The organism is Methylorubrum aminovorans (assembly GCF_022179725.1).
GTDB lineage: Bacteria > Pseudomonadota > Alphaproteobacteria > Rhizobiales > Beijerinckiaceae > Methylobacterium > Methylobacterium aminovorans.
The window spans coordinates 1-26,420 of sequence record NZ_BPRC01000008.1; the positions used below are offsets into that span (position 1 = coordinate 1).

Genomic DNA, 26,420 nt, shown 5'->3' on the forward strand with positions numbered 1-26,420 from the left:
GACCGTCTCCATCAGCTTCAGCACGGCGTCGCGGCCGATCTTCGGCTCCTTGTCCTCAAGCGCCATCAGGGCCGAGCCCTTGGTGATCGGGATGTCGTCGCCGGGGAAGTCGTACTTCGAGAGCAGCTCGCGCACCTCGAGCTCGACCAGCTCGAGGAGCTCCTCGTCATCGACCATGTCGACCTTGTTGAGGAACACGACGAGCGCCGGCACGCCGACCTGGCGGGCGAGCAGGATGTGCTCGCGGGTCTGCGGCATCGGGCCGTCGGCGGCCGACACGACCAGGATCGCGCCGTCCATCTGGGCGGCACCGGTGATCATGTTCTTCACGTAGTCGGCGTGGCCGGGGCAGTCGACGTGGGCGTAGTGGCGGTTGGTGGTCTCGTACTCGACGTGGGCGGTCGAGATCGTGATGCCGCGCGCCTTCTCCTCGGGGGCCTTGTCGATCTGGTCGTAGGCCGTGAAGGTCGCCCCGCCCGACTCCGCCAGAACCTTCGTGATCGCCGCCGTCAGCGACGTCTTGCCGTGATCGACGTGTCCGATCGTGCCGATGTTGCAGTGCGGCTTGGTACGGGAGAACTTTTCCTTACCCATCAGGGCCTCCTAATCGTCTGTCTCGTGGATCGAAGAAGCTTTCGGGTCGCCGTTAGGCGTACTTGGCGATGACCTTGTCGGCCTCGCCGCGCGGCACTTCCTCGTAATGGTCGAACTGCATCGTGAAGTTGGCGCGTCCCTGCGAGAAGGAGCGCAGCTGGTTCACGTAGCCGAACATGTTGGCCAGCGGCACCATCGCGTTGATGACGTTGGCGTTGCCCCGCATGTCCTGGCCCTGGATCTGGCCGCGGCGGGAGTTGAGGTCGCCGATGACCGAGCCGGTATACTCTTCCGGCGAGACGACTTCGACCTTCATCACCGGCTCGAGCAGGACCGAGCCGCCCTTCTGCAGCGCCTCGCGGAAGGCGGCGCGGGAGGCGATCTCGAAGGCGAGCGCCGAGGAGTCGACGTCGTGGTAGGCGCCGTCGATCAGCTCCACCTTCACGTCGACCACGGGGAAGCCGGCGAGCACGCCCGCGCCGAGAACCGAATTGAGGCCCTTCTCGACGCCGGGGATGTACTCCTTCGGCACCGCACCGCCGACGATCTTCGACTCGAACGCGAAACCGGCGCCCGGCTCGTTCGGCTCGACGATGAACTTCACCCGGGCGAACTGACCGGTACCACCGGTCTGCTTCTTGTGGGTGTAGTCGATCTCCTGACGACGGGTCAGCTTCTCGCGGTAGGCGACCTGCGGCTGGCCGATATTCGCGTCGACCTTGTAGGTGCGGCGCAGGATGTCGACCTTGATGTCGAGGTGGAGCTCGCCCATCCCCTTGAGGATGGTCTGGCCCGATTCCTGGTCGGTCGAAACGCGGAAGGACGGATCCTCGGCGGCGAGCTTCGAGAGCGCGATGCCGAGCTTCTCCTGGTCGGCCTTGGACTTCGGCTCGACGGCGATCTCGATGACGGGCTCGGGGAACTCCATCTTCTCGAGGATCACGGCCTTGTTCGGATCGCACAGGGTGTCACCGGTGCGGGTGTCCTTGAGGCCGGCCAGAGCGACGATGTCGCCGGCGTAAGCCTCCTTGATGTCCTCGCGGTTGTTGGCGTGCATCAGCAGCATGCGGCCGACGCGCTCCTTCTTGTCGCGCGAGGAGTTCAGGACGCTGGTGCCCGACTCGACCTTGCCCGAATAGACACGGCAGAACGTGATCGTGCCGACGTGGGGGTCGTCCATGATCTTGAAGGCGAGCATGGAGAAGGGATCTTCGTCGGTCGGCTCGCGCTTGACCGGCTCCTCGGTCTTGAAGTCGAGACCGTCGACGGCACCGCGATCCACCGGGGACGGCAGGTAATCGACGACGGCGTCGAGGAGCGGCTGCACGCCCTTGTTCTTGAAGGCCGAGCCGCACAGCACCGGATGGAAGGCGCGCAGCTGCACGGCTTTGCGCACGAGGCGGCGCAGACCGTCCTCGTCCGGCTCCACCCCGTCGAGATACGCGGTCATCGCGTCATCATCGAGCTCGACGCAAGCCTCGACCAGCTTGGTGCGGTACTCGACGGCCTGATCCTTCAGATCGGCCGGAATCTCTTCCTCGGCGAAGTTGGCGCCGAGCGCCTCGCCGGACCAAACGATCGCCTTCATCTTGATGAGGTCGATCACGCCCTTGAAGCTCGACTCCGCGCCGATCGGCAGCTGGAGGCAAACCGGCTTGCCGGCGACGCGGCCGATGATGTCGGCGACGCACTTGAAGAAGTCGGCGCCGATCTTGTCCATCTTGTTGACGAACACGACGCGCGGCACGTCGTACTTGTCGGCCTGACGCCACACGGTCTCGGTCTGCGGCTCGACGCCCTGGTTGCCGTCGAGCACGCAGACAGCGCCGTCGAGCACGCGAAGCGAGCGCTCCACCTCGATGGTGAAGTCGACGTGGCCGGGGGTGTCGATGATGTTCAGACGCTTGTCGCGCCAGAAGCAGGTGGTCGCAGCCGAGGTGATCGTGATGCCACGCTCCTGCTCCTGCTCCATCCAGTCCATCGTGGCGGCGCCCTCATGGACTTCGCCGATCTTATGGGACTTGCCGGTGTAGTAGAGGATCCGCTCGGTCGTCGTGGTCTTGCCGGCATCGATGTGGGCCATGATGCCGAAATTGCGGTAGTCCTCGATCGCGTGCGTGCGGGGCATCGGGGTCTCTCCGGGAGAAAGCGGGCTCGGAGCGCGGCCCGGTGGCCGCGCTCTACGGACGAATTACCAGCGGTAGTGCGAGAAGGCGCGGTTGGCCTCGGCCATCCGGTGGGTGTCTTCGCGCTTCTTAACGGCGTTGCCGCGGTTGTTGGCGGCGTCGAGCAGCTCGGCCGACAGGCGCTCGACCATGGTACGGTCGTTGCGGCCGCGAGCGGCCTGGATCAGCCAGCGGATGGCAAGAGCCTGACGGCGCTCGGTGCGGACCTCGACAGGGACCTGGTAGGTCGCGCCGCCGACGCGGCGGGAGCGGACTTCGATCGCCGGGGCGACGTTGTCGAGGGCGGCGCGGAACACCTCGATCGGGTTGGCGCGAGCACGGCTCTCGACGAGATCGAAAGCACCGTAGACGATGCGCTCGGCGGTCGACTTCTTGCCCTCGTACATGATGGAATTCATGAACTTGGTCAGGACGACGTCGCCGTACTTGGCGTCCGGGATGATCTCGCGCTTCTCGGCAGAGTGACGACGGGACATGTTTTCGACTCTCGAAAATATGGTCTTAAGCGCCTCGCGCAGGCCGCCTTAGCTGATCGCCGGCGACATCCTTACGAGGCCGTGGAAATGGCCGTCCGGGTAAGACTTACTTCGGACGCTTCGCACCGTACTTCGAACGGCGCTGCTTGCGGTTCTTGACGCCCTGCGTGTCGAGCACGCCGCGCAGGATGTGGTAGCGCACGCCCGGAAGGTCCTTCACGCGGCCGCCGCGGATCATGACCACGGAGTGCTCCTGAAGATTGTGGCCCTCACCGGGGATGTAGCCGATCACCTCGAAGCCGTTGGTCAGGCGCACCTTGGCGACCTTACGAAGCGCCGAGTTCGGCTTCTTCGGGGTCGTGGTGTAGACGCGCGTGCAGACGCCGCGCTTCTGCGGGCAGGCGTTGAGCGCCGGCACCTTGTTGCGCGCCTTCTGCGCCTTGCGCGGCTGGGCGATCAGCTGGTTGATCGTCGGCATCCTGTGCCCTCTTCATCCGGCCGCGCAGGGCGGCCACCGTCTGAAACCTGTCGAAGCCCCTTGCGGAGCGGTCGGTCCGCGAGCGAGCCCGCGGCAAAACGAATAGCGCCAGAGGCCGATAAAGGCCTTTGGCGATGGTGAGGCAGAGGATCACGCCGTAAAACGACGCGTTCTTACCCGCTGATCTGACGAGAACGTCAGGGTGTGATGCCGGTATCGGTCTGACGACGGTCGCCGAAGCCCCTGGCTTCGACCCGAAAGCGACTCTCGATCCACCGGAGTGGCGCGCTTCTACGCGGGAGGGTCGGCCTCGTCAATGCCCGGAGAGGATAAAGTTCGGTGAACACGTTCTCCATCAGCGGCCAAGCTAATTCTCGGCCGGAGCACCGCTATTCGGCTGCGTCCGAAAGGCGAAACGCCTCGATCCCGCGCCGGTCCGGGTTGATTTCGGCCAGCGCGCGCTTCGCGGTTTCCAGCGGATGTTCGGCGTCGATTCGGACAGATGCGAGATCCGGGCTCTTGTAGACGGTGACGACGGTGTCCATCACCTCAGTCAGCGTCGTGCGCTTGTCCTCCGGGGCGGCGATCAGGAGCTGCAGCCCCCAGGCGCGGAAGAGATCCACCAGCGACTGGCTGTTGCGCACGTCGAGCTTGGAGAAGGCCTCGTCGAGGAGGCACAGGCCGAGGCCGGGTGTCTCGTCACCGGGGCGGTCGCCGGGATAATAGGCCGAAGCCATAGAGGCGGCGATTGCCACGTAGAACGGCGCCTGCGCCTCGCCGCCCGATCCGCGCAGCGCCCGGCTCGACAGGGTGGTGCGGTTGCCCGCCCGGTCGCGCATGCCGATTTCGTAGACGAAGTAGTTGCGGTAATCGGCGAGCCGCGCCGCGCTCTCTTCGCCCTCGATCAAGGCGGTAATCTCGGCGAGCGCCGCCGCGAGCGGGCTTTTGTCCGCCCCTTCCTCCGGCCCCGGAAGAATCGCCTGCGCCGCGTCGGGCGAGCGGGCGACCTCGGTGGCGAGCGCGTGGACGGCGGCGTAGCGCCGGTCCACCTCGGCTTCGAAAGCGTAGGTCTGGCCGGTGAAGGTCTGCGAGGCGAGGCGCTCGTTCAGCGCATCGAGGCGGGCGCGCATCCGCTCGAACTTGTCGGCGAGCCGCGTCAGCAGATCCTCGGTCATAAGGCGGCGCATCTCGGCCTCGGCGCGCAGCGACTGGTCGCGGTAGCGGCGCAGCTCGTGGCCCGCCACCTCGTCGCGCTCGCGCACGGCCCAGGCATAGCCGTAGGAGGCTGGCTGCTCCCCCGAGCCCAGCGGGTTTTCGACCCGCCAGGCGGCGCAGTACTCGGCGAGGTCGCGCTCGGCGGCGCGGCCCTGGTTGCGCACACTGTCGGCGGCCTCGCGGGCGGAGGCGCGGGCTTGCGAAGCCAGCGCGGCGAGCGCCTTGGTGTCGAGTGCCGCCCGGTCGGTCCGCGCCGCGGCGATGCCGGCGGCCGTGCCCGGCATGTCGGCGGGCACGGTGCCTGTGAGGCGGATGCGCACCGTGTCGCCAGTGGTCCAGCGGCGAAGCGCGGTGCGGTAGGCCAGGAACGCGGCGCGCGCCGCCTCCTTGCCCTGCGCGACCCGCGCCTTCAGCCCGGCTTCCTCGGCGAGCAGTGCGTCGCGCTTGGGCTCCAGCACCTGCACCAGTTCGGTGAGATAGGCGGAGCGCTCCTTCTGAAGTTCCTTCAGCTCCGCCTCGATCACGCCGGCATCGGCGCGGGCGACCGTCTCCTGCTCGGTGGCGAGGCTGCGGCGGCGGCCTTCGATGGCATCCGCCTCAGCGCGCAGGGCCTCCAAATCGACCGGCGCCTCAGCAAGGCGGCTGCGCAGCAGGCTCGCGATGCGGGCAGCCTCGCGCATCACCGTGGCTTCGGCCCGCAGAACGCGCGCTTCTTCCCGCGCCTCGTCGAGACGGCGGCGGGTCTCGGCGGTGGGCCCGCGCTGGCCGCGGGTCATCATCAGCGGCACCGGGCGCACCACCGAATAGGCCATGCCCGAGGTCGAACGTCCGCTCGGCGCCACCGCCCGGCTCATGTTGCGTAGCGCCGCGTCGTCGGGTGCGAGGTCGTAGCCGCCGAGCCGCGCGGCGAGGAAAGCCTCGGCGTGGTCGCTGTCGGTCTCGATCAGCCCCATCGGCCCGTCATCGAAGCGCCGCGCGGCGCGCCGGGCCGTGTCGGTGGTCTTCACCAGAAGGCAGCGGAAGAACTGATTCTTTCGCGACTCAAGCAGGGCGAAGGCGCGGTCCAAGCGGTCGGGCTCGACTACCAGGGCCTCGCGGGCGCGGCCGAGCAGTCCTTCCAGCGCCGGGCCCCATTTCGGATCGACGATCTCGGCAAGTTCGCAGATCGGCGCGGCCTCGATGCCGAGCCGGCCCAGTTCCTCGCGAAACGCTTCCGTATCGGAGGACAGGCGCGCGGCCGAGGTGCGGCCGGCATTCACCTGCGTGTCGAGGCCGCGAACCTCGTTCTCACGCTCGCGGGCCTTGAGGGCGAGGTCTTCCGCTTCCTCCTCCAGGGCACTCGCGATGTCGGGCATCTGCGCGAGGCTGTCCAGCAGCCCCTTCAACGGCCCGTCGACCCGTAGGATGTCCTCCGGCGGCGCCTCGCGCCTGAGCCCCGAGCGGGCGCAGGCCTCGACGATGCGTGCCGCCCCCAAATCGATCCGGCGCAGGGGACCGGCAATGGCACTGAGGCGGCCGGCATCCTGCACGAGGCCGACGATGGCGGCGAGGCGGTTGGTCAAGTCGCGCCGGTCGCGGGCGGCCATGGCGAGGCCGGCATGCGAGGCGGCGAGCCGCGCCTCCGCCGCGCTGCCGACGATCAGCGCCTTGCGGGCGGCGATCTCGGTGTCGATCTCGCGCACGAAGCCCTGGCTCGTCGCCACGCTCTCGCGGGCGATGCGCAGGCGCTCCGACGTCTCGGCAAGGACGCGGCGAGCGTCCGTGTGATCGAGGATGCGGCGGCGCAGATCCGCGCTGCCTGCGCGCATCTCGTCGAGCGCGGCCGTGAGGCTCGCCCGCGCCCAGGATTCGTAGCGCTCGCAGATGCGCGAGAGGTGAGCGAGGCGCTTTTCCAGCTCCTCGATGGTCTCCAGAAGCCGCCGCCACGTCTCGATCGACTGCCGAATGCGGGCGACATCGAGCGGCTCGGCCTCCAGCACGAAGCTGCGCACGAAGGCGCTGGTGTCGAAGATCGGCTTGAACGCCACCGCGTTGGAGAAGGTGCGCAGGAACTGGCGCGGATCGGGGGTTGCCGCCCCCTCGCGCAGGGTGGCGAGCACGGCCGCGGTGAAGCGCTCGCCGGAAGTGCGGAACTCCTCGAAGCTGTCGGCCCGGCGCCGCAGGTCCGCAGCGACCTCGGCCCACGGGGCGACGAAGCTGCCCTCGCTCGTCTCGCGTACGTAATCGGCGATCTCGAAGCGGTGGCCGATGGCGACGAAGCGGGAGAGCGTCTCCTCCTTCTGTTCCTCGGAGCGGGCGGCCAGCGCCAGCCCGACGGTGACGACGCGCCCGCTCTGCGGGTTCTCGAACACGAGCGCGATGAGCGTCTCGCAGGCCTCCCGCGTCGGGCGCCCGCCCTCGGCCGGGTCGCTGATCCAGCCGAGGCAGTAGTCGCGCACCGTGCGGGCGGAGCGGCCCGAGGCGGAGGCGTTGAGCGCGAGCCGGCTCGCATTGTTGCCGGCGAGAACGGTCCCGACCGCGTCGAAGATCGTGGACTTGCCCGCCCCCGTGGGACCGACGAGCGCCGCCGCGCCCCGAATCCGGATCTGCTCGCGCCGGATGAGGTACCAATTCGAGATCGCGATATCGGTGAGGCGGTACACCGGCCCGGCCGCTTGTCCCCGAGGTTGAACGAGAGACAGGGCAATGGACGCTCCGCCCCGCTCACGCAAGGGCGGCCTCGCACGGCACGACGCCCCGCTGCCCTCGGCGCAACCGAAGGAGGTCCGACATGCCGGATGCGACCGATCCGAGCCGCCGCCAGCTGGGAAAGGACTCGGTCCCTGACCTCGCCGCGTTCCGAGAACCGGCCATCGCCGTTCGGCAAGAGGCTCTTTCACCGAGCAGTGATTTGACTGCGAGCACCGGGCGCAGATTGTTTCAACGGCAGGTTATGAGGCGCCCTCAATTACTGCATTTCACGGCGCCATACGTAGTCTGACACGCGCGAAAACCATCGATCCTGAAACGAGCCGAACTCGATCCATGCCATAAGATGGCGCGCGTTCTTCATCCGCCCGGAACATCGATCGTCGAGATGCCCGCCCACCGTCCTCGCCTGGTTTACGGGGTTCTGTTCATCGTGGCTTCGATCGTGCTGTGGGGGACGGCATCATGGATGACCGGCAGCATCATCTGGGTCTGAACGCGCTTCAGTGTGCCTCATAAAACTCCCGATCACCGACCGTTCTCGCTCTGGCGAGGGCAGCGCGGCGGGAGTTTTGAGAGAGACACTCAGATGTCCTTCTTGAAGGCGACATAGCCTCCGAAGACGTAACCGCCCTGCAACGCGCAGAGGGAAGCCGCGATCATCAGCAGGTCGGCCAGCACGATATGGCCACTGTGGAGGTGATACAGGACGCGCGCAGCGACGACGAAAAAGCTCGCAATCGCCAGCATTCCCCAGTGATAGAACAGGCCGATCAACACACCGGCGACCGTCAGAAGCAAAATCGCTAGCACTGGATCATGATCCTGCTCTGCCCGTTAGCCACCCACCAGCCTCTTCGTCGAAATGTTTCCTTACGTTATCGCCGTGCCGGAGCGCGGGCAAAGGTACGCTTGGCGTAAAAGTAGGCTAAATCTGCAACTTCCCGGTTATCAGACGACATCGTTAACACATCCGTCACCCTGACAGCCGCGTCACGGACCGCGCGCCAGCGTGGACCTTCAGCGGATGTACGGGGACCGGGGCTTCCGGAAGACAGGCGCGAAAGCAGGTCACGGCCTCCGATAGGACGCCGCACCGATCGCAGAGACAAGGCGCAAGGCGTGTTCCATCGACGCCGGCATCCGTTTTTGTTGACTCCGTCAACTTTCTCGCGCAGCCTCGATCCATGGAAGATGCCGTCACCGCACTGCGCCGCTTCAATCGGTTTTACACCGGGCTGATCGGTGCCCTCGACGAACACTTTCTGGGCTGCGACGTGACGCTGCCCGAGGCCCGCCTGCTTTACGAGATCGCGACCCAGGAACCGGCCACTGCCAGCGCAATCCAGACCGCCCTCGGGATGGATGCGGGCTATGTCAGCCGGATCGTCGCCCGCTTCGAGAAGCAGGGCTGGATCACGCGCGCGCGCGGCGAAACAGATGCCCGCGCCCGGCCGATCCGGCTCACCGAGACGGGACGCGGCGCTTTCGCCGGCCTGGACGGCCGGCAGCGCGCGGCGGTGGCGAACCTCGTCGGTGGACTCGATCCCGTTCAGCGGGCGGATCTGGCGGAGGCGCTGGCGCGGGTACGCCTGTTGCTTCGGCCCGAGACGACGCAGGGCTTCACGATCCGACCGTTCCGAACCGGCGATATGGGCTTGATCGCCGCCCGCCAGTCGCGGCTCTACGCCGAGAGCCACGGCTGGGGCCGCGCGCTGGAGATCGTCGAGGGCGAGGCCACCACCGCGTTCCTGCGTGGTTTCAAGCCGGGGCGTGAGCAGTGCTGGGTGGCGGAGATCGACGGCGTGATGGCCGGCTCCGTGTTCATCACCGACGAGGGCGAGGACATCGCGCGGCTGCGCCTCCTCTACGTCGAGCCCTTCGCCCGATGCCGTGGCATCGGTGACACGCTGGTGGCCACCTGCATCGGCTTCGCCCGCGAGACAGGCTACGCCCGCCTCGACCTGTGGACCCACACGGTTCTGGAAGCGGCCCGGCGCCTCTATGCCCGCCACGGCTTCGCCTGCGTCGAGACCGCGATCCATACCGCCTTCGGCGTGCCGGTCGAGGGCGAGACCTGGAGGCTGAACCTGCGGGGATCGGCGCAGGCGCCGGACCGGGCGGCGTGACGGGGGCACGCCCCCGCCACGCTCAGGTTGCGATGGTGTTCGCGAGCCACGCCCGGGCCGCCGCGAGGTCGGCTTGGGACAGGCCATGCCCGGCCGGGTTGACCGTGTGGGTCACCGAGGCGCCGGCTCGGCCGAGATTCGCGGCAAGCCGCTCGGCGTTGTCGGCGGGCACGATCGGGTCGAGCGCACCCGACAGCAGCAGCACCGGACGGCCGGCGAGATCGGCGGGCGGCGTTTCGGCGAACGGCACCATCGCCCGCAGCAGCACCGCCCCCGCCAGAACCTCCGGATGCAGCAGCAGGGTCGCGGCGGCGATGTTGGCCCCGTTCGAGAAGCCGACCGCCACCGGCGCGGCGAGCCCGTAGGCGTCGCGCGCCTGAGCGATGAAGGCGGCCAGCTCGCCCGCCCGGCGCCGGACATCCGCCTCGTCGAACACGCCCTCCGCGAGGCGGCGGAAGAAGCGCGGCATGCCGTTCTCCAGAACCGGCCCGCGCGGCGAGAGCAGGGCCGAGCCGGGTGACAGGGCGCGGCCGAGGGGAAGCAGGTCGGTCTCGTCGCCACCGGTGCCGTGCAGCAGCAGGAGCGGCGGTGCGCTCGCGTCGGTGCCGGGCTCGAAGCGGTGGACGAAGTCGAAGGTGACGCCGTTCGTCATGGCTGTCTCCGTTCATTACAGGGAAGGTGCGACCGCCCGGAACGATCCGGGCGGTCGCGGGGTGGGGGTCAGGCGACCTTCGGCAGCACCGCCTCGATCCGCTCGCGATGCGGCTCGAGGAACGGCGGCAGCTTCAGCCCGGTCCCGAGTTCCGCCGCCGGCTCGTCGATGGCGAAGCCGGGCGCGTCGGTGGCGATCTCGAACAGCACGCCGCCGGGCTCGCGGAAGTAGACCGAGCGGAAGTACTGCCGGTCGCGCTGCTCGGTGACGGACAGGCCGTACCGCTCGCTCAGCCGCTCCGTCATCGCCGCCTGGGCCGCGTCGTCGGCGGCGCGGAAGGCGATGTGGTGGACCGAGCCCGCCCCCTGCCGCCCCGGCAGGAAGTCGCCGACCGCCCGGAGCGTCACGAACCCGCCCAAGGCCGCCCCGCTCGTCAGCCGGATCTGGCTGCCCTCGCGGGCCGCCTCCTCGAATCCGAGCACGTCGGTGAGGATCGCGGCGGTCGCCTCCGCCTCGCGCAGCAGCAGGGTCGTGCCGTGGAAGCCGCGGATCGCCGCCTCCGGCGCGATGTCGCCGGGGACCCAAGCCGGCTCGGCCTCCGCCCCCTCGACGCCGACGAGGGCCAGAGGCATCCCGTCGGGATCGCGGAAGCGCAGCACCGTCTCGCCGAAGACGCTCACCGGCGCCTCGTGGGCGACGTTCAGCGACACGAAACGGTGTGCCCAGGTGCCGATGGCGGCCCGCGGCACGCGGAAGGCCGTCTCCGAAACCTGCCCGATGCCGACCCGACCGGGGGCGGCTTGAGCGATCGGGAAGAAGGTCAGGATCGTGCCGGGCGCGCCCGCCTCGTCCCCGAAATAGAGGTGGTAGGTGCCCGGATCATCGAAGTTGACGGTCTTCTTCACCAGCCGCAGGCCGAGCACGCGGGTGTAGAAGTCGATGGTGCGGGCGGTGTCGCTCGCAAACGCCGTGACGTGGTGGATGCCGTGTGCGCTCATGATGCGGGTCTCCTGTCGAAAGGATCGCCGCGGGGAGCCGTGTCCGGTCCGGGCTGCGATCGGTGTGAGCGCAATCTGGCCCTTGCGCAGGCCAATGAAAACGGAAACGATTGAAACGTATCGTTTCCGGATTTGACCCATGACGAAGCTCCCCGATTTCGAAGCCTGGGCCGTGTTCGCGGTGGTGGCCGATGCCCTCTCCTTCGCCCGCGCGGCCGAGGAACTCGGGCTGTCGAAGGCCACCGTCTCGAAGGCGGTGGCGCGGCTCGAGACCCGGCTTGGCGCACGGCTGTTCCACCGCACCTCCCGCCGCCTCGCCTTGACCGAGGCCGGGCGGCTCGCACGGGAGGACGCGGCGCGGCTCCTCGCCGCCGGCGAGGCGGCCGAGGCCCGCGCCCTCGATTTCAACGGCGTCCCGCGGGGCCGGGTGCGGCTCGCTGCGCCGATGTCCTTCGGGATCGCGCATCTCGCGCCGGTGCTGCCGGAATTCCTGGCCGCGCATGCGCAAGTCTCGATTGATCTGCACCTGTCGGACGCGGTGATCGATCTCGTCGGCGGCGGGTTCGATCTGGGCCTGCGCATCGCCGCGCTGCCCGATTCCTCGCTCCGGGTGCGGCGGCTCTGCGGGGTGCGCCGCTCGCTCGTGGCGACGCCGGCCTATCTCGAACGGCACGGAGCCCCGAAGCATCCGGAGGATCTGCAGGGCCGCGCCTGCCTCGGCTACGCCTATCTGCCGACGCCGGACCGCTGGCCCTTCACCAACGCCGCCGGCGAGACGGTCACCATCGTCCCCGAGGGGCCGCTCCGGGCCAACAATGCCGACGCCCTGGCGCCGGCTTTGCGGGCCGGGCTCGGGCTGGCGGTGCAGCCGGACTTCACCATCTGGGAGGATCTGAAGTCGGGTCGCCTCGAGCGGGTGATGCCGGACTGGCAGCCGCCGCCCATCGCCCTCAACCTCGTGATGCCGCCCGGCCTGCCGCGGCCGGCACGGGTTTCAGCGCTGCTAACCTTTTTGGAGCGGGCGTTCTCGACCGCCCCCTGGGCGCAGCCCGAGGGTCAGCCTCCCCTCGCCTCTCCGGCCGAGGCCCAGGCGCGGACCTGATCCATCCAGGCATCCGGCGAGAGCACGGTGATGCCCGGCATCACCATCAGCGGCGTCACCCGCTCGGCGCGGTCGCGCTCGCCCAGCCGCAGGGCGCCCTTGCGGGCGAACAGGCGCAGGATCTCGATCAGCCGCGCCTCATCCGGCGGCTCGGTGCGAGCGGCGGAGCGGATCGCGTCGGCGATGTCGTCGGTGGTGCATTCCACCGTGCCGTCGGTCGAGACGCGGTGGTCGCGCAGGCCCTCCTCGTAGGCGAGCCGCAGCGCCAGCAGCACCAGCGTCTCGTCCTTGCGCAGGCGCTCCCCTTGCGCGTCGTGGCGCACGCCGTCGGGCGGCAGGGCGAGAAACACCATCTGGTCGCGGTGGGCGACCTCGAACCGGTAGCCGAGGCAGGCGAAGTAGTCGCGGAAGAACGGCGCGTAGTGCCGGGCGAGTTCGTAGGAGCGACCGATGCCGGTGGTCGCGGCGTAGATGCACTGGCTCTTCAGCATCACCTGGAGCGCGCGGATCAGTTCCTCCTCGCTCGGCGCGGAACTGCCGGGCGGCGGCGTCTCCTCACCGTCGAGGATGGCGCGGAAGGGTTCGAGCATCGCTTCTGTCCGTTCAGCCTGCTTTGCCGGCTCTACGTCGCGCAGCCGGCGCCGGGACACGCTCGATCATGAAGTCCGGGCAGTCGAGCCAGCCGTTGGAGACGCGGCCCTCGATCCGGGCGACGCGGTAGCGCTCACGCAGCACGCCGTCGAACAGCACGTCGATCTCGCGCAGGCGTTGGAATACGACGAAGGCGTCGACGTCGTCGATCGGGATGTCCGAGCCGCGCAGGGACTTCACCTGAGAGAGCCGCGCGTCGAGATAGGCGACGATGCGCTCCGGTGTCACCGTGATCCGGCGGCGGAACGCGTCCTTGGCGGCGATGAAGGCCTCGATCGCCGGATCGATGTCGATCTCGGGCAGCGGTTCGTACTCGATGAGCCGGCGCGGCATGCGCGGGTTGGTGAGCTGCGGCGGGCCGATCGGCGTGCGCAACAGCGAGACCTGCGGCAGGGGCAGGCCAGCGAGGTCGTCCTCGCCCGCGCCGACCGCGCGAAGCGCTGCCGCCGCCCGCTCGATCCGGGCGGAATCGCGCGGATCGCGGTAGCGGAGCGCCGCCGAGATGCGCCGCTCCAGCCGCGTCACCACCTCGGCGACCGCATCGAGATGCGGGTCGAGCCCTTCGAAGATCGAGAGGATCTCGACGAGATCGGTGCGCACCATCCGCTCGGCGGCCGTGATATCGGCGGCGCGGCCCTCGCGCAGGTTCCCGTCGGCGAGCGCCCGGAGCGTCAGCGGATCGCGCAAGGCGCGGCCCGCCTCCCGTACGATGCCCGAGCGGAAGCGGAACGGATTGAAGCGGGTGTGCAGCGTCCGATAGTCGGAGACGAGGTGGCGCTCGACGAATTCCTCGAAATAGAGCCGGAACGCCGCGCTCAGATCGGGCTCGCGCAGGATGCGCTCTTCGAGCTTGCGCATGGCGCCGGCCAGTCCACGCAGATGGCCAAGGAAGGTGCGCGAGGCCTTGGCCGCGTTGCGCAGGGCCTCGGAGCGGTCGGCCGGGCTGGCGATGGCGCTTTCCAGCGCGCTCAGGACCTCGAGCACCGCGCCGCCGTAGGAGCGAGTCTCGCCGCGCTCGATCCGGGCCAGTTCCTCGATCAGCAGGCGCGCATCGGGGTCGAAGTCGACCACCGGCACGTAGCGCTCGCGCCGCTCCACCAGCCAGCCGGCCTCGATCAGCCGCCGGAACACCGCCGAGCGCCGCTCGATCGGATCTACGGGGGTGGCCTCGTCGTCGGCGATCTCGGCTTGGCTCCAGCCGACGGAGAAGTCGCCGATGGCCGCCAGCAGCTCGCTCTTGCGCAGGGGCTCGGCGGCGTCGCCGAACACGCGGGCGTGCAGGTGCAGCAGCAGGGCCGCGTTGAAGGCGCGGCTCGGCGAAGCGAGCGGTCGAAAGAGGTCGTCGGCGAGATGGGTGAACAGCATGACGGGACGGGCGCGACCACAACCCGCTCGGGCGCTGCCGGTCAATGCTCGCACGGCTCTATCCCCGCATGCATCGACCGGAGCACGCATCCGTTGTCTCCAAAGCCGCCACGCGATGGAGTCGCCGAATGCGCATCGAAACCGTCTTCCTGTTCGACCTCGACGGCACCCTGGTCGACAGCGTCTACCAGCACGTGCTCGCCTGGAAGGAGGCACTCGACGCTGAGGGGATCCCGCTCTCGGTCTGGCGCATCCACCGCAAGATCGGGATGAGCGGCGGGCTGTTCACCAACCAGCTCCTGCGCGAGACCGGGCTCGACATCGACCCGGAGCGGATCGACCGGCTGCGGCGGCTGCACGCGGAAGCCTATGGCCGGCTCTCGAAGGGCGTGGTGCCGCTGCCGGGCGCCAAGGAACTGCTCGCAACGCTCACCGAGAACCGCATCCCCTGGGCCATCGCCACAAGCGGCCGGATGGAGACGGCGGGCCACAACCTCGTCGCGCTCGGCGTCGATCCGGATCAGGTGCCGGTGGTGACGCGCGACCTCGTGAAATATGCCAAGCCCGATCCCGACCTGTTCCTCGCCGCTGCCGAGCGGCTGAACGCACCGATCGAGCACGCGGTGATCGTCGGCGATTCGATATGGGACATGCTAGCGGCCCGCCGCTGCCGCGGGCTCGGCGTCGGCCTGCTCTCGGGCGGATACGGCACCGAGGAGCTGGAACGCGCAGGGGCCGTCAGGGTCTACGATGACCCGGCCATGCTTCTGCAACACCTCGATGAGGTCGGCGGGCGCCGCTGAGCGCGACCGGCGCGATACGGCCAAGCTCAGACTGACGCCCGGCTCCTCGGAACCCGAGGCGAGGACCAATGGACCGTTCCTGACAATTGGATGAACGGCCGTGTGCACCTTCATTCATGCGACAAAACGTAATGTGAGCTTCGTCACATCGAGAGTGAACCGAATCCAGACCGTGTTCGTTGGGGTGCCAATGGATCGGCGATCCACCTCTTTCGGAGAGACTTGATGAAGAAGCTTGCGATTCTGTCCGCCGTGGCGGTCCTCGGCGTCGGCGCCCTGTCCTCGACCGATGCCGAGGCTCGTTGGCGCGGCCGTGGCGGCGGTGGCGCGATCGCGGCCGGCGTTATCGGTGGCCTCGCGGCCGGCGCGCTCGTGGGTGCTGCCGCCTCGAACAGCTACGGCTACGGCGGTTACGGCTATGGCCGCCCGGCCTATGGCTATGGCGGCTACGGGTATGCCCGTCCCGCCTACAGCTACGATTACGGCTACGCCCGTCCGGCCTACGGCTATCGCAGCGTCGGCTACTACGACGGCGGCTACAGTGGCTACTACGCCCCGCGCCGCGCCTATGGTGGCTATTCCTGGGGTGGTCCGGCCTACGATTACGGCTACGGCTGGTAAGACGAACCACCGTCACTCAGACGCGTGACGGCCACGGCCGCGCCCCACCGGGCGCGGCCGTTCTACGTTCAGGACGCAGAGGCTGCGTCGCGCGCGGCGATGGTCTCAGACCACACCACGGCGCGGCGGGCCATGCCGATGTGCTGGCGCTCGTACATGCGGCCCTCGACCTTGATCGCCGCGCGCTTGGCGTTCTCCGGCAGGTTGAAGGCTTCGATCACGAGGCGTGCGCGGCGCACCTCCTCCTCCGTCGGAGCGAACGAGGTGTTGGCGGGCTCGATCTGGTTCGGGTGGATCAGCGTCTTGCCGTCAAAGCCGAGGTCGCGCGCTTGCCGGCACTCCTCGCGGCAGCCCTCGGGATCGGCGATGTCGTTCCACACGCCGTCGAGGATGATCAGACCCTCGGCCCGCGCGGCCGCCAGGGTCAGCATCATCCAGGGCAGCATCGGCACGCGCCCGCGCACCAGTTGCGCCCAGGTGTCCTTGGCCAGATCGTTGGTGCCGAGCACGAAGCCGGTCAGCCGGTTGCGACGGTCGCGGCGCGCCTTGGCGATCTCATGGATGTTGAGGATCGCCGCCGGGGTCTCGATCATCGCCCACACCGCGATGGATTCGGGCGCGTCGAGCGCTTCGACCACGCTCTCCAGCACCGCCGGTGACGAGACCTTGGGCATCAGGATCGCGTCGGGCTTGGCCTGGATCGCGGCGCGCAGATCGCCGTCGCCCCAAGGCGTCTGCGGCGCGTTCACCCGGATCACGAGTTCGCGATGGCCGTAGCCTCCGCTCTTCACCGCGGCACAGACCTGCTCGCGGGCTAGCTCCTTTTCCTCCATCGAGACGGCATCCTCGAGATCGAGGATCAGCGAATCGGCGGGCAGCGTCTTCGCCTTCTCAAGCGCGCGCTGGTTCGATCCCGGCATGTAGAGAACGCTGCGGCGCAACCGCAAATCGGACATGTCTCGTCTCCTCCTGGGGGCGGGTCAGGAACGCCGCGCGCCACTTCCACCCTCGTTTGCACCCTTGTTTGAATGCATAATACGAACGATCCCGATCGGTTGGAAGCGGCCGGAAGCGAGGCTACTTAACCGCGAGCGCCCGGTGACCGCCAGAGGGCGCACCCCATCCCGTCTTTTGGAGAGTTTCAGATGCCCTTGATGCGTTTCGACCTGATCGAGGGCCGCAGCGACGCCGAATTGAAGGCCCTGCTCGACGCCGCGCACGAGGCGATGCTCGAAGCCTTCCAAGTCCCGCCCGGCGACCGCTACCAGATCGTGACCGAGCACAAGCCCTCGCGGATGATCGTGGAGGATACCGGTCTCGACATCCCCCGCACGCGCGACGTGGTGGTGGTGCAGATGATCACCCGGCCGCGCGGGCGCGAGAAGAAGGAGCTGTTCTACCGGCTCCTCACGGAAAAACTGCAGGCCGCCTGCGGCATCGCGCCGGCCGACGTGATGATCTCGACGGTCGAGAACACCGACGAGGATTGGTCGTTCGGGTACGGCCGGGCGCAGTTCCTCACCGGGGAATTGTAAGGCCCGGCCGTCCGCCCTCCGCCACCAGCCAGTCGATCAGTGCGGTGAGCGCGGGCGACTTGTCGGCATCGAACGGCGTCAGGGCGAAGTAGGCGGCCCGCTCGACCCGGATCTCCGGAAATGGCACCGCGAGCCGGTCTGCGGCGACCATCCGGTCGAGGATCGGGAACGGCCCGATGCCGAGGCCGGTGCCGTCCTCCAGCGCCTGGAGGGTCACGAAGTAGTGGTCGAACACCCGGCGGCGCACGCCGCCGGGCAAAGCGACGCCGGCCGCGGCGAGCCAGTCGCTCCAGTCACCCGGCCGGGTCTCAGTGCCGAGGAGGACGTGGCTTTCGAGATCGCCCAGCGTCGCGAGCGGCCGGTTCCGCAACAGGGCGGGACTTGCCACAAGGGTATCCGCCTCCGTCAGGAACGGCACCGCACGGTGCTGCGGCCACGGCTCGGGACCGCGCCGGACAGCAAGGTCGAACCCGCCGCGCAGCGCGTCCTGCAGGGTGGTCGTGGTCGTGACCCGGACCTCCGTGTCGGGACGGGCCGCGTGGAAGTCGTCGAGACGCGGGATCAGCCAGCGCATGGCGAAGGTCGCGGGTGCGCTGACCCGCAGGACGCGCGGCGCCTGGGGCCGCCCGCAGGCCTCGCTCGCCGCGGTCAGCCGGTCGAACGACAGGCTGATTTCCTCGGCAAAAACGCGAGCGGCCGGGGTCGGCACCATCCGCCGCCCGACTCGCACGAACAGTCGCTGCCCGAGCCACGCCTCCAAGGCGGCGACCTGACGGCTCACCGCCCCGTGCGTTAGCCCGAGTTCGAGGCCGGCCTGGGCGTAGCTGCCGGCGCGAGCCGCGACCTCGAACACCTGCAATGCGTGGAGCGGCGGCAGCCGACGCATCCCGTCCTCCACCCGTGAGAAAACTGCACGAAACGCGTGCAAAGAGTAGCTCTGATGCCGCGAAACTCACGGGTTTAAGGTCTCTGCGCAAGCGTCCGAGGGGCGCCAAAGGGAATTGTCCGTGTGAACCAGGCCGTTCGACTCGACCGATCAATGGAGGGCGCCGGCCGCGACCTCAAGCGGCGCAGCCTCGGCGGGGCCTGTCTCGCCCACGCGCTGCACGACGGCTACACCGACTTGCTCTACGTGATGCTGCCGGTCTGGCAGGCGGAATTCGGCCTCGGCTATGCCGGGCTCGCCGTCCTGCGCAGCCTCTACTACGCCACCATGGGCGGCCTGCAGGTGCCCGCCGATCGGCTGGCGGCGCGGTGGCCGATCCGCGTCAGCCTCGCCGTCTCGACCCTGGTCGCCGCTGCCGGCTTCTGCGTGATGGGCTTGAGCGGCGGTCTCACCGGGCTCTGCGCCGGGCTGGTGCTCGCCGGGATCGGGGCGAGCATCCAGCATCCCCGCGCCTCGCTCCTCGTGGCCCAGGCCTATGGCGGCGCGGCGCGCGGGCCGCTGGGGATCTACAACTTCGCCGGCGATCTCGGAAAGGCGGTCTTTCCGGTCGCCGTCGCGCTGCTACTCGGCGTGCTGGCTTGGCGGCCGGTCGCCGGGTTGATGGCAGCGATCGGGCTGGCCACGGCTGTGGCGCTCGCCCTCGTCCTGCCGCGGGGAGCGCTCGCCGCGGCGCCGGTGCGCGCCGGCCGGACCGCTGGCGTGGGCCGGGGCTTTGCCCTCCTGATGACGGTCGGCGCCCTCGACACCGCCACGCGGATGGGCACCCTGCTGTTCCTGCCCTTCCTCTTGGAAGCCAAGGGCGGCACCGGCACGACGACCGGGCTCGCGCTGGCCCTGGTCTTTTCCGGCGGCGCCTTCGGCAAGGCCGTGTGCGGCTGGCTCGGCGAGCGCCTGGGCGTGGTGCCATGCGTCGTCGCGACCGAGACGGCCACCGCCGGGCTGGTCGCCGCGCTCCTCGTCCTGCCGCTCGGGCCGACCCTGATCGTGCTGCCGCTCGTCGGCCTTGTCCTCAACGGCACCTCCTCGGTGCTCTATGGGACGGTGCCTGACCTCGCGCCGCGTGGCGATGTCGGCCGGGCGTTTGCCCTCTTCTACACCGCGGTGATCGGCTCGGGCGGGCTGGCGCCGATCGCCTACGGGGCGCTGGGTGATTGGGCTGGCTCGGGTGTCGGCCTGATGGCCGCCGCCGCCACGGCGCTAACCATCGTTCCGCTTGTGCTCGGCTTGCGCCGACCGCTCGCCCGGATCGAACGGGAGAATGCGCAAGAACAAGCGCGACTTTGAGCGCCGGTTTTCTTTGTAAGGCCAAGGTCCGACCAATTACGCAGCCGATTCAGGTCAACCTTTCGTCATGATCGAGGGCCAAGGGCGTCCCCGAACTGCTTTTCGAAGGGACGAACCGGATGCGAAAGACCTGTCTCGGCGCCTGTGCCGGCCTCGCGTTGCTCGCGGGCCTGTCCGGACCGGCCCAGGCCGAGAACCGGACCGCAATGGGTGTCGGCGCCGGGGCCGTCGCCGGGGCACTCGTGGCCGGTCCGGTCGGTGCCGTGGTGGGTGCGGTGGCCGGCGGCGTCATCGGCTCGAACAGCGCCACGCGTCCCCGCTCAGCCCGCAAGCGCCGGGCCGCCCTGCGCCGATCGGCCCGTGCCCCCCGCCGCGCCGCCATGGCCGAGCCGGCGCCCGCCCGCGCCGAGATACCCCGCGTCATGAACACGGGCGGCACCGGCCCCGCCGCGCCGGTCCGCTCGGGCTGGCAGGATCCGCGCTGAGCCGGAACCGGACCGGCTAGGGAGGCCACGGCTTGGGAGAGTGTCGCTTCCAAGCCACAGCCACGGAAATGCGCAAGCGTGACCGGTCCGGTGCCATTTTCATGACGTGATGCGGCGCGCAGGATCAGCCTCGTGCAATCGTCCGAGAGCGAGGAAGCGATGGCTGATCCGAGCGCCGACCCGAACCGAACGGACCGACTGCAGACGGTGTCCCGCCTCGAGCGGCCCACCGTCAGCCGGGTGACCAAGGGGGTCGCCTCCGCCATCGGCAAGCGCCTCTCCGTCGACAAGGACGGCGCCCTGCCCGATCGCCTCGCCTTTCTCGTGGATCGTCTCCAGGCCGGCCCTCTCGGCCGCACCTCCCTCAAGCATCGTCGAGTTGCCTGAATGTCCAAGTTCGAACGCGCCCTCAACGACGCCACCGTGGTTCCCTTCCCCGCCGCCGCCACCGAGGCGGTCGCCGACGAGAACGTCGCCTCGATCATCGAGGTGCTCCAAGATCAGCTCAAGCTCGCCCGTGAGGGCAAGCTGCGCTCGGTCGCGGTGGTCTCCGTGTCGAACGACGGCAGCGCCATCGGCACGCAATGGTCCTGCGCCCACGGCGACGTGGCGAGCCTGATCGGCAAGCTGACCGTGCTGTCCCACGACATGATGGCCGCGCGGAACTGATTCCTTTTTCGGTCACTCCGAACGAAGAAGGGGCCGGCGGTGCATCCGCCGGCCCCTTCTTCGTTCCGGGTGAATTCGTTCTGTTGCGCCATGACGCCGGATCGCCTCGACTTCGCCCTGCGATGAAGGGGAGCGAAAGCCCGTATCGTCATCACGTTTGTCGGCGAAGCGATCCGGGCACGGCAGCGCCCGGATCGTTGAACAACCTCAGGCGAGCCCGAGCTTCTGCGCCAGACCGATGCGCTGGAGCTTGCCGGTCGCGCCCTTGGGGATTTCGTCGAGGATCAGGATCTTGGCTGGCACCTTGAAGGCCGCCAGACGCTCGGAGGCGAAGGCGCGGATCTCCTTCTCCACCGCCTCGGCGTCCTCGCGCAGCACGATCGCGGCGGCGACGTCCTCGCCGAGCTTGTCGTGCGGCACCGCGAAGGTGACGCATTGCGACACCGCCGGGTGGTCCATCAGGACCTCGTCCACCTCGCGCGGCGAGATCTTCTCGCCGCCGCGGTTGATGATCTCCTTCAGGCGCCCGGTGATCGAGAGGTAGCCCTCGGGCGACAGCACGCCCTGGTCGCCGGTGCGGAACCAGCCCTGCCGGGTGAAGGCCTCGGCATTGGCCTTCTCGTTGTTCTCGTAGCCCTTCATCACGTTGTCGCCACGGATGACGATCTCACCGGTCTCGCCCGCGGGCAGCGGCTCGCCGTCGATATCGACCACCGCGATTTCGGGGCCGGCCGCGAGGCCGACGGAGCCCGCATAGTGGGGCTTGGGCGGCAGCGGGTTCGAGGCCATCTGGTGCGCGGCCTCGGTCATGCCGTAGGCCTCGATGACGGGCGCACCGAAGGTCTCCTCCAGCTCATTCATCACCTGCGGCGGCAGGGACGAGGACGAGGAGCGGATGAAGCGCAGCGGGTTGCGCGCGATGATCTCTTTGTTGCGCGCGGCCCGACCCAGGATCGCCTGATGCATGGTCGGCACGCCGGTGTACCAAGTGGGGTTCACCTCATCCATCCAGCCGAAGAACTTCAGCGCATTGAAGCCCGGCGTGCAGGAGACCTGCCCGCCCACCGAGAGCGGGGCGAGGATGCCGGCGATCAGGCCGTGGATGTGGAACAGCGGCATGATGTTGAGGCCGCGATCCTCCGCCGTGAAGGCGAGCGCGGTGCGGATGTTGCGGGCCGAGGCGCAGACATTGCCCTGCGTCAGCGGCACGATCTTCGGCCGCGAGGTGGTGCCGGAGGTGTGCAGCACCAGCGCGATCTCGTCCGAGCTCGCCGGGCCGCCCTTCTCGGTCGGTGCGGCGCTGTCATCGGCGAAGTGCAGCGTGAAGCTGCCCGCGCCCTTCTCCGGGGTCGGCCGCAGGCGGGCCACCGACACGCCGAGCTTTTCCGCGACGGCGACCGCGGGTGAATCCGAGCCTTCGGCCACCAGCAGGAGCTTGGCGCCGAGGTCGCTCATGTAGAATTCGAACTCGTCGGCCTTGTAGCTCGGGTTGAGCGGGGCCGAGGTGGTGCCGGCGGCCACCGCAATGAAGGCCGCCGCCATCTCCGGGCCGTTCGGCAGCACGATCGCCACCCGGTCGCCGCGGCCGATGCCGCGGGCGTTGAGGTCGGCCACCGTCCGTTCGGTCAGCGCGCGCAGCGCCTGGAACGTCAGCGGCACGCCGCCGGGGCTCGACAGGGCGGGGGCCGCATCGGCGCCGGCCTGGATCAGCTCGTGAAGAGTCGTCGCGGCCACGCTGGCCTCCTTGGAGTCGGTGGGGAGAAGGGCGGAAGTCTCGGGCAGAAGCATCGTCATGCTCCCTGGATCGCGAGGCGGCCTTTGGCGCGCTCCAGGCTCTGGGCGAGGAGCCGCATCAGGGCGAAGACGGTGTCGATATGCGGGGTCGGCGTGCCGGTGAGACGGCCGAGCTCGATCACCGAGCCGACGAGCGCCTCCAGCTCGATCGGGCGGCCGGCCTCGACGTCCTGCAGCATCGAGGTCTTGTGCGGGCCGACCTTCTCGGCGCCGGCGATGCGCTTTTCGATGCCGAGGCGGAAGGTGACGCCGAGCTTGTTGGCGATGATCTCGGCCTCGCGCATCATCTCGGCGGCGATCGCCCGCGTGTCGGGGAAGCGGCAGATGTCCTCCAGCGTCGCGTGGGTCAGCGCGGAGATCGGGTTGAAGCTGAGGTTGCCCCACAGCTTGAGCCAGATCTCGGCGCGGATGTCGCTGGTCACCGGCGCGCGGAAGCCCGCCTTGGCGAGGCGCTGGGAGAGAGCGAGCACCCGCTCCGACTTCGAGCCGTCGAGTTCGCCCAGGCCGAAGCGGTTGCCCTCGATCACCTTCACGGTGCCGGGATCGGTGAGCACGGTCGCCGGATAGACCACCGAGCCGATGACGTGCTTGGGGTCGAGATGGTCGGCGATCAGCCCGCCGGGATCGGCGCTTTCCAGCCGCGTGCCGGCATATTCGCCGCCGTAGCCACCCATGAAATACCACCACGGGATGCCGTTCTGCATCGTCACCACGACGGTGTCGGGGCCGATCAGGTGCTTGAGATCGGCAGCGATCGGGCCGACCTGATGCGCCTTCACGGTCAGCAGCACGACCTCGTGTACGCCCGCCTCCTGCATGGAGCGGGTCGCCTTGACGGTCTTCGAGTGGATCTCGGTGCCATCCTCCTCGATCAGGCGCATGCCGTCCGACTTGATCGCGTCCGCGTTCGAGCGGGCGATGAAGGTCACGTCCTCGCCGGCCTCCGCCAGCCTGACTCCGAGATATCCGCCGATGGCGCCGGCGCCGACGATCGCAATGCTCATGTCTCTCACCCGTGCTGCCGTTATCGCTCCGCCGGCCAAGCCTGGTCTCGTCGTTTCCTAGAACGCCGACCCAGCCGTTTTCGTCCGCCTACGGAGCCCTCTTTTGCTTGAGTTTCGCCTACTCGAAACGGTTACTGAGCGTTCCGATACCCTCGATCACCACCTCGACCGTGGCGCCCTTGGGGATCGGCCCCGACCCGACCGAGGTACCGCAGGCGATCACGTCGCCCGGCTCCAGCGTCAGCCCCTGCGAGAGCTGCGACACGAGCCGGGGGACCGGGATCAGCATGTCGCTGATCGGGAAATTCTGCCGCTCGCGCCCATTCACCAGGGTCCGCACGGTCAGCGCCTCCGGATCGAGCCCGGTGGCAATGACGGGCCCGAACGGGCCGAAGCCGTCGAGCCCCTTGGCGCGGGTCCACTGCGTGAAGCTCGCATCCGCCTTGAGGATCGCGGCGGAGGTCACGTCGTTCACGCAGGTGTAGCCAAACACGGCGTCGACGGCCTCCTCCTCGGTGAGATCGCGGGCGGTCTTCCCGATCACAATGCCGAGTTCGCCCTCGTAGAGCCCCCGTCCCGCCGCCTCCGGCACCGCCACCACCGCACCCGAGGGCCGGAAGGTGTTGGCGGGCTTGATCAGGAAGAGCGGCGCCTCGGGCCGGGACAGCCCCTGCTTGTCCATGAGCGCCCCGAAATTGTTCCACAGGGCGATCATCTTCGAGGGCCGGCAGGGCAGGCCGACACTCACGTCCGCGAGCGCCAGCACCTGCCCCGTGGGCTTGGCCTCGCCGAACAGGTCGCCCTCGCAGACCTCGATCCGTTCGCCGTCGAGCCGGCCGAAGCCGGACGCGCCGTTGTGGGTGAAGCCGATCCAGCGGGCCACGGGCTTGCTCCTCACTGGTTGCGGGCGACGAAGCGGGCGCGCATCGGCTTCAGCACGAAGAGCGCGAGGAAGCCGGCAACAAAGGCCATGCCGGAGGCGAGATAGAACACGTTCTGCCAGGAGCCGGTCGCGGTCTGGATCGCCAGGAAGGCGGGCAGCATCAGCGAGGCGGTGCCCTTGGCGGTGTAGAGCAGGCCGGCATTGGCGGTGGCGTTCTTGTCGCCGTAGGTGTCGGCGCAGGTCGAGGGGAACAGCGAGTAGATCTCACCCCAGGCGAAGAACACGAGGCCTGTGAGCAGCACGAAGGCCATCGGCGAGTGGGCGAACATGCCGAGCGCCAGGATGCCCGCGCCCTCGATCATGAAGGCGAAGAACATGGTGTTCTCACGCCCGATCCGGTCGGAGATCCAGCCGAAGACCGGCCGGGTCACGCCGTTGAGCACCCGGTCGATGGTGAGCGCGAAGGTCAGAGCCGGCAGGGTCAGCCCCATCAGCGAGACGGGAATCGAGTCGACCTGGAAGTCCTTGGCGATGGGGGCGAGCGAGGCGGTCGCCATCAGGCCGCCCGCGGCCATCATCACGAACATCGCGTACATCAGCCAGAAGACCGGGGTGCGCACCATCTCGGCCGACGAGTACTGGCGGCGGCTCGTGGCGTTCGGGGAGACGCGACCGGCGAGCATCCGTTCCTTGTAGGCGGCGCTCGGCGAGGAGAGCAGCAGGGCGGCAACCATCACGACGATGCCCTGGCCGAGGCCGAAGGCGAGGAAGGTCTGCTCGTAGCCGCTGTCGCGGATCATCGTGGCGATCGGGATGACGGTCAGCGCCGAGCCGGCGCCGAAGCCCGCGGCGGTGAGGCCGGCGGCGAGACCGCGGCGATCGGGGAACCACTTCAGGGCGTTGCCGACGCAGGTGCCGTAGACCGCGCCCGCGCCGATGCCGCTGATGGCGGCGGCCAGATACAGGAACCACAGCGAGTCGGCGACCGAGTTCATCGCCCAGCCGACGGCGCAGAGCACGCCGCCGAACAGCGTGACGACCTTCGGACCGTACTTGTCGACGAACCAGCCCTCGATCGGCACGAGCCAGGTCTCGGTCAGGACGAAGATCGTGAAGGCGACTTGGATCGCCGGCTTGCCCCACCCGTACTTGTCGTTGATCGGATTGACGAACAGCGTCCAGCCATACTGCAGATTGGCGATCATCGACATGCACAGCACACCGAGGATGAGCTGTCCCCAGCGCCCGCCGAAAGGCGTGTCGGCACGTGATGTCGAATAGGCACCGGTCGTGGGCAATGGATCGGCGGCTTGAACGGCCATGAAGCGTCCCTGATCTCGACTTTTCTTTTGGCGGACCGGGACGGCTGCCCGGCTTACCCGTAGTGGAATTTTGGATACCGCATACGTAACCCCTCGTGACCCGAGCGCTGACAGGAAAATATTTGGCCGTTGCGCAGATATTTTTTGAACGTTCCCGCGGAATGAATGCATTTTACCGGGCGTGTGCGGAGCGGCACACCTTATCATAGGAGTGGAACCAAGGGCCGGGGGGATCCGTTCAGCTTGCCGAGAGCGTCGCGAGACGGCGCGAAACCAACGAACGGAGAGACGCGATGAGCAGCACGACCGACAAGATCAAGGGCGCCGCCAACGAGGTCGCCGGTAACGTGAAGCAGGGCGTCGGCAACCTGACCGGCAACGAGAAGCTGCAGGCCGAGGGCAAGGCGCAGGAAGTCGAGGGCAAGACCCAGCGCACTGTCGGCGAGGCCAAGGAAGGCGTGAAGAACGCCGCCGATGCGGTGAAGAGCAAGCTCTAAGAGCCTCTCGCGTCGGCCTTTTTCAGCAGAATCCGACGGCCGG

General features: G+C 68.7%; 27 protein-coding genes. 11 read left to right on the forward strand and 16 right to left on the reverse strand.

Annotated features, from left to right (window positions below; all coding sequences use genetic code 11):
- From MFF24_RS12600 to MFF24_RS12620, 5 genes are all read right to left on the reverse strand, one after another.
- On the reverse strand, positions 1 to 594 hold a 594-nt coding region (locus tag MFF24_RS12600; protein ID WP_238224744.1), incomplete at its 3' end, for a GTP-binding protein.
- 52 nt (positions 595 to 646) lie between these two features.
- Positions 647 to 2,722 (reverse strand): elongation factor G, encoded by a 2,076-nt coding sequence (fusA, locus tag MFF24_RS12605; protein ID WP_108940084.1) that lies wholly within the window; start codon positions 2,720 to 2,722, stop codon positions 647 to 649.
- 63 nt (positions 2,723 to 2,785) lie between these two features.
- A complete protein-coding gene (gene rpsG, locus MFF24_RS12610) occupies positions 2,786 to 3,256 on the reverse strand; it encodes a 30S ribosomal protein S7 (protein WP_012454023.1) in 471 nt (156 codons plus the stop codon).
- 106 nt (positions 3,257 to 3,362) lie between these two features.
- Positions 3,363 to 3,734 carry a 30S ribosomal protein S12 gene (rpsL, locus tag MFF24_RS12615; RefSeq protein ID WP_004447775.1) on the reverse strand — a complete coding sequence of 124 codons (372 nt, stop codon included), beginning with the start codon at positions 3,732 to 3,734 and terminating at the stop codon, positions 3,363 to 3,365.
- 389 nt (positions 3,735 to 4,123) lie between these two features.
- Positions 4,124 to 7,591 (reverse strand): SbcC/MukB-like Walker B domain-containing protein, encoded by a 3,468-nt coding sequence (locus tag MFF24_RS12620; protein ID WP_238224746.1) that lies wholly within the window; start codon positions 7,589 to 7,591, stop codon positions 4,124 to 4,126.
- Between the two features lie 392 nt (positions 7,592 to 7,983).
- Between MFF24_RS12620 and MFF24_RS12625 the strand changes: the two genes are divergently transcribed.
- Positions 7,984 to 8,133, forward strand: coding sequence for a hypothetical protein (locus MFF24_RS12625; protein WP_238224748.1), 150 nt, complete (start codon positions 7,984 to 7,986; stop codon positions 8,131 to 8,133).
- Between the two features lie 89 nt (positions 8,134 to 8,222).
- Here the strand turns inward: MFF24_RS12625 and MFF24_RS12630 are convergent, their stop codons facing one another.
- Positions 8,223 to 8,450: a hypothetical protein gene (locus MFF24_RS12630; RefSeq protein WP_166059265.1), complete on the reverse strand. Its 228-nt coding sequence runs from the start codon at positions 8,448 to 8,450 to the stop codon at positions 8,223 to 8,225.
- A gap of 374 nt (positions 8,451 to 8,824) precedes the next feature.
- Between MFF24_RS12630 and MFF24_RS12635 the strand changes: the two genes are divergently transcribed.
- Positions 8,825 to 9,766: a bifunctional helix-turn-helix transcriptional regulator/GNAT family N-acetyltransferase gene (locus MFF24_RS12635; protein ID WP_238224750.1), complete on the forward strand. Its 942-nt coding sequence runs from the start codon at positions 8,825 to 8,827 to the stop codon at positions 9,764 to 9,766.
- 22 nt (positions 9,767 to 9,788) lie between these two features.
- Here the strand turns inward: MFF24_RS12635 and MFF24_RS12640 are convergent, their stop codons facing one another.
- Positions 9,789 to 10,418 carry an alpha/beta hydrolase gene (locus tag MFF24_RS12640; protein ID WP_238224751.1) on the reverse strand — a complete coding sequence of 210 codons (630 nt, stop codon included), beginning with the start codon at positions 10,416 to 10,418 and terminating at the stop codon, positions 9,789 to 9,791.
- A 68-nt stretch (positions 10,419 to 10,486) separates the two neighbouring features.
- Entirely contained in the window at positions 10,487 to 11,416 is a 930-nt protein-coding gene (locus tag MFF24_RS12645; protein ID WP_238224752.1) for a ring-cleaving dioxygenase, read from the reverse strand.
- Between the two features lie 139 nt (positions 11,417 to 11,555).
- Here MFF24_RS12645 and MFF24_RS12650 point away from each other — a divergent pair, with 139 nt between their 5' ends.
- The gene (locus tag MFF24_RS12650) at positions 11,556 to 12,518 is read left to right on the forward strand and encodes a LysR family transcriptional regulator (RefSeq protein WP_238224753.1); all 963 of its coding nucleotides are present in this window, start codon (positions 11,556 to 11,558) and stop codon (positions 12,516 to 12,518) included.
- Here MFF24_RS12650 and MFF24_RS12655 read toward each other — a convergent pair.
- Positions 12,473 to 13,108 (reverse strand): DUF4194 domain-containing protein, encoded by a 636-nt coding sequence (locus MFF24_RS12655; RefSeq protein ID WP_108940077.1) that lies wholly within the window; start codon positions 13,106 to 13,108, stop codon positions 12,473 to 12,475. The two genes, MFF24_RS12650 and MFF24_RS12655, sit on opposite strands and share 46 nt — an antisense overlap.
- Positions 13,109 to 13,121: 13 nt before the next feature.
- Entirely contained in the window at positions 13,122 to 14,534 is a 1,413-nt protein-coding gene (locus MFF24_RS12660; protein WP_133089526.1) for a Wadjet anti-phage system protein JetA family protein, read from the reverse strand.
- Between the two features lie 128 nt (positions 14,535 to 14,662).
- Here MFF24_RS12660 and MFF24_RS12665 point away from each other — a divergent pair, with 128 nt between their 5' ends.
- Together MFF24_RS12665 and MFF24_RS12670 are read left to right on the forward strand one after the other, a co-directional pair.
- A complete protein-coding gene (locus tag MFF24_RS12665) occupies positions 14,663 to 15,337 on the forward strand; it encodes an HAD family hydrolase (protein WP_238224754.1) in 675 nt (224 codons plus the stop codon).
- Between the two features lie 225 nt (positions 15,338 to 15,562).
- Positions 15,563 to 15,958, forward strand: a complete 396-nt coding sequence (locus MFF24_RS12670; RefSeq protein WP_133089385.1) for a hypothetical protein — start codon at positions 15,563 to 15,565, stop codon at positions 15,956 to 15,958.
- Between the two features lie 68 nt (positions 15,959 to 16,026).
- Here MFF24_RS12670 and MFF24_RS12675 read toward each other — a convergent pair whose 3' ends face one another.
- Positions 16,027 to 16,914, reverse strand: a complete 888-nt coding sequence (locus MFF24_RS12675) for an HpcH/HpaI aldolase/citrate lyase family protein (RefSeq protein ID WP_238224755.1) — start codon at positions 16,912 to 16,914, stop codon at positions 16,027 to 16,029.
- Between the two features lie 189 nt (positions 16,915 to 17,103).
- Here MFF24_RS12675 and MFF24_RS12680 point away from each other — a divergent pair, with 189 nt between their 5' ends.
- Positions 17,104 to 17,493 (forward strand): tautomerase family protein, encoded by a 390-nt coding sequence (locus MFF24_RS12680; protein ID WP_238224756.1) that lies wholly within the window; start codon positions 17,104 to 17,106, stop codon positions 17,491 to 17,493.
- On the opposite strand, the gene MFF24_RS12685 is transcribed toward MFF24_RS12680, so the two are convergent.
- A complete protein-coding gene (locus MFF24_RS12685; RefSeq protein ID WP_238224758.1) occupies positions 17,477 to 18,379 on the reverse strand; it encodes a LysR substrate-binding domain-containing protein in 903 nt (300 codons plus the stop codon). The genes MFF24_RS12680 and MFF24_RS12685 overlap by 17 nt on opposite strands.
- Positions 18,380 to 18,502: 123 nt before the next feature.
- Between MFF24_RS12685 and MFF24_RS12690 the strand changes: the two genes are divergently transcribed.
- The 4 genes from MFF24_RS12690 (at position 18,503) to MFF24_RS12705 (ending at position 20,877) form a co-directional block, all read left to right on the forward strand.
- A complete protein-coding gene (locus MFF24_RS12690) occupies positions 18,503 to 19,723 on the forward strand; it encodes an MFS transporter (protein WP_238224759.1) in 1,221 nt (406 codons plus the stop codon).
- A 119-nt stretch (positions 19,724 to 19,842) separates the two neighbouring features.
- Complete coding sequence (locus MFF24_RS12695) at positions 19,843 to 20,208, forward strand: hypothetical protein (RefSeq protein ID WP_238224760.1); 366 nt, start codon at positions 19,843 to 19,845, stop codon at positions 20,206 to 20,208.
- Positions 20,209 to 20,367: 159 nt separating this feature from the next.
- Positions 20,368 to 20,595 carry a hypothetical protein gene (locus MFF24_RS12700; protein ID WP_231346687.1) on the forward strand — a complete coding sequence of 76 codons (228 nt, stop codon included), beginning with the start codon at positions 20,368 to 20,370 and terminating at the stop codon, positions 20,593 to 20,595.
- Positions 20,596 to 20,877 carry a hypothetical protein gene (locus MFF24_RS12705; RefSeq protein WP_108940067.1) on the forward strand — a complete coding sequence of 94 codons (282 nt, stop codon included), beginning with the start codon at positions 20,596 to 20,598 and terminating at the stop codon, positions 20,875 to 20,877.
- 207 nt (positions 20,878 to 21,084) lie between these two features.
- Here MFF24_RS12705 and MFF24_RS12710 read toward each other — a convergent pair whose 3' ends face one another.
- The 4 genes from MFF24_RS12710 to oxlT form a co-directional block, all read right to left on the reverse strand.
- Positions 21,085 to 22,665 carry an acyl--CoA ligase gene (locus MFF24_RS12710; protein ID WP_238224915.1) on the reverse strand — a complete coding sequence of 527 codons (1,581 nt, stop codon included), beginning with the start codon at positions 22,663 to 22,665 and terminating at the stop codon, positions 21,085 to 21,087.
- Positions 22,666 to 22,667: 2 nt separating this feature from the next.
- Positions 22,668 to 23,675, reverse strand: a complete 1,008-nt coding sequence (locus MFF24_RS12715; RefSeq protein WP_108940066.1) for a 2-dehydropantoate 2-reductase — start codon at positions 23,673 to 23,675, stop codon at positions 22,668 to 22,670.
- A gap of 118 nt (positions 23,676 to 23,793) precedes the next feature.
- Complete coding sequence (locus MFF24_RS12720; protein ID WP_238224761.1) at positions 23,794 to 24,558, reverse strand: fumarylacetoacetate hydrolase family protein; 765 nt, start codon at positions 24,556 to 24,558, stop codon at positions 23,794 to 23,796.
- 11 nt (positions 24,559 to 24,569) lie between these two features.
- Positions 24,570 to 25,880 (reverse strand): oxalate/formate MFS antiporter, encoded by a 1,311-nt coding sequence (oxlT, locus tag MFF24_RS12725; protein ID WP_238224762.1) that lies wholly within the window; start codon positions 25,878 to 25,880, stop codon positions 24,570 to 24,572.
- A 293-nt stretch (positions 25,881 to 26,173) separates the two neighbouring features.
- On the opposite strand from oxlT, the gene MFF24_RS12730 reads away from it, so the two are divergent.
- Positions 26,174 to 26,377, forward strand: coding sequence for a CsbD family protein (locus MFF24_RS12730; RefSeq protein WP_108940063.1), 204 nt, complete (start codon positions 26,174 to 26,176; stop codon positions 26,375 to 26,377).
- Positions 26,378 to 26,420: the final 43 nt, after the last annotated feature.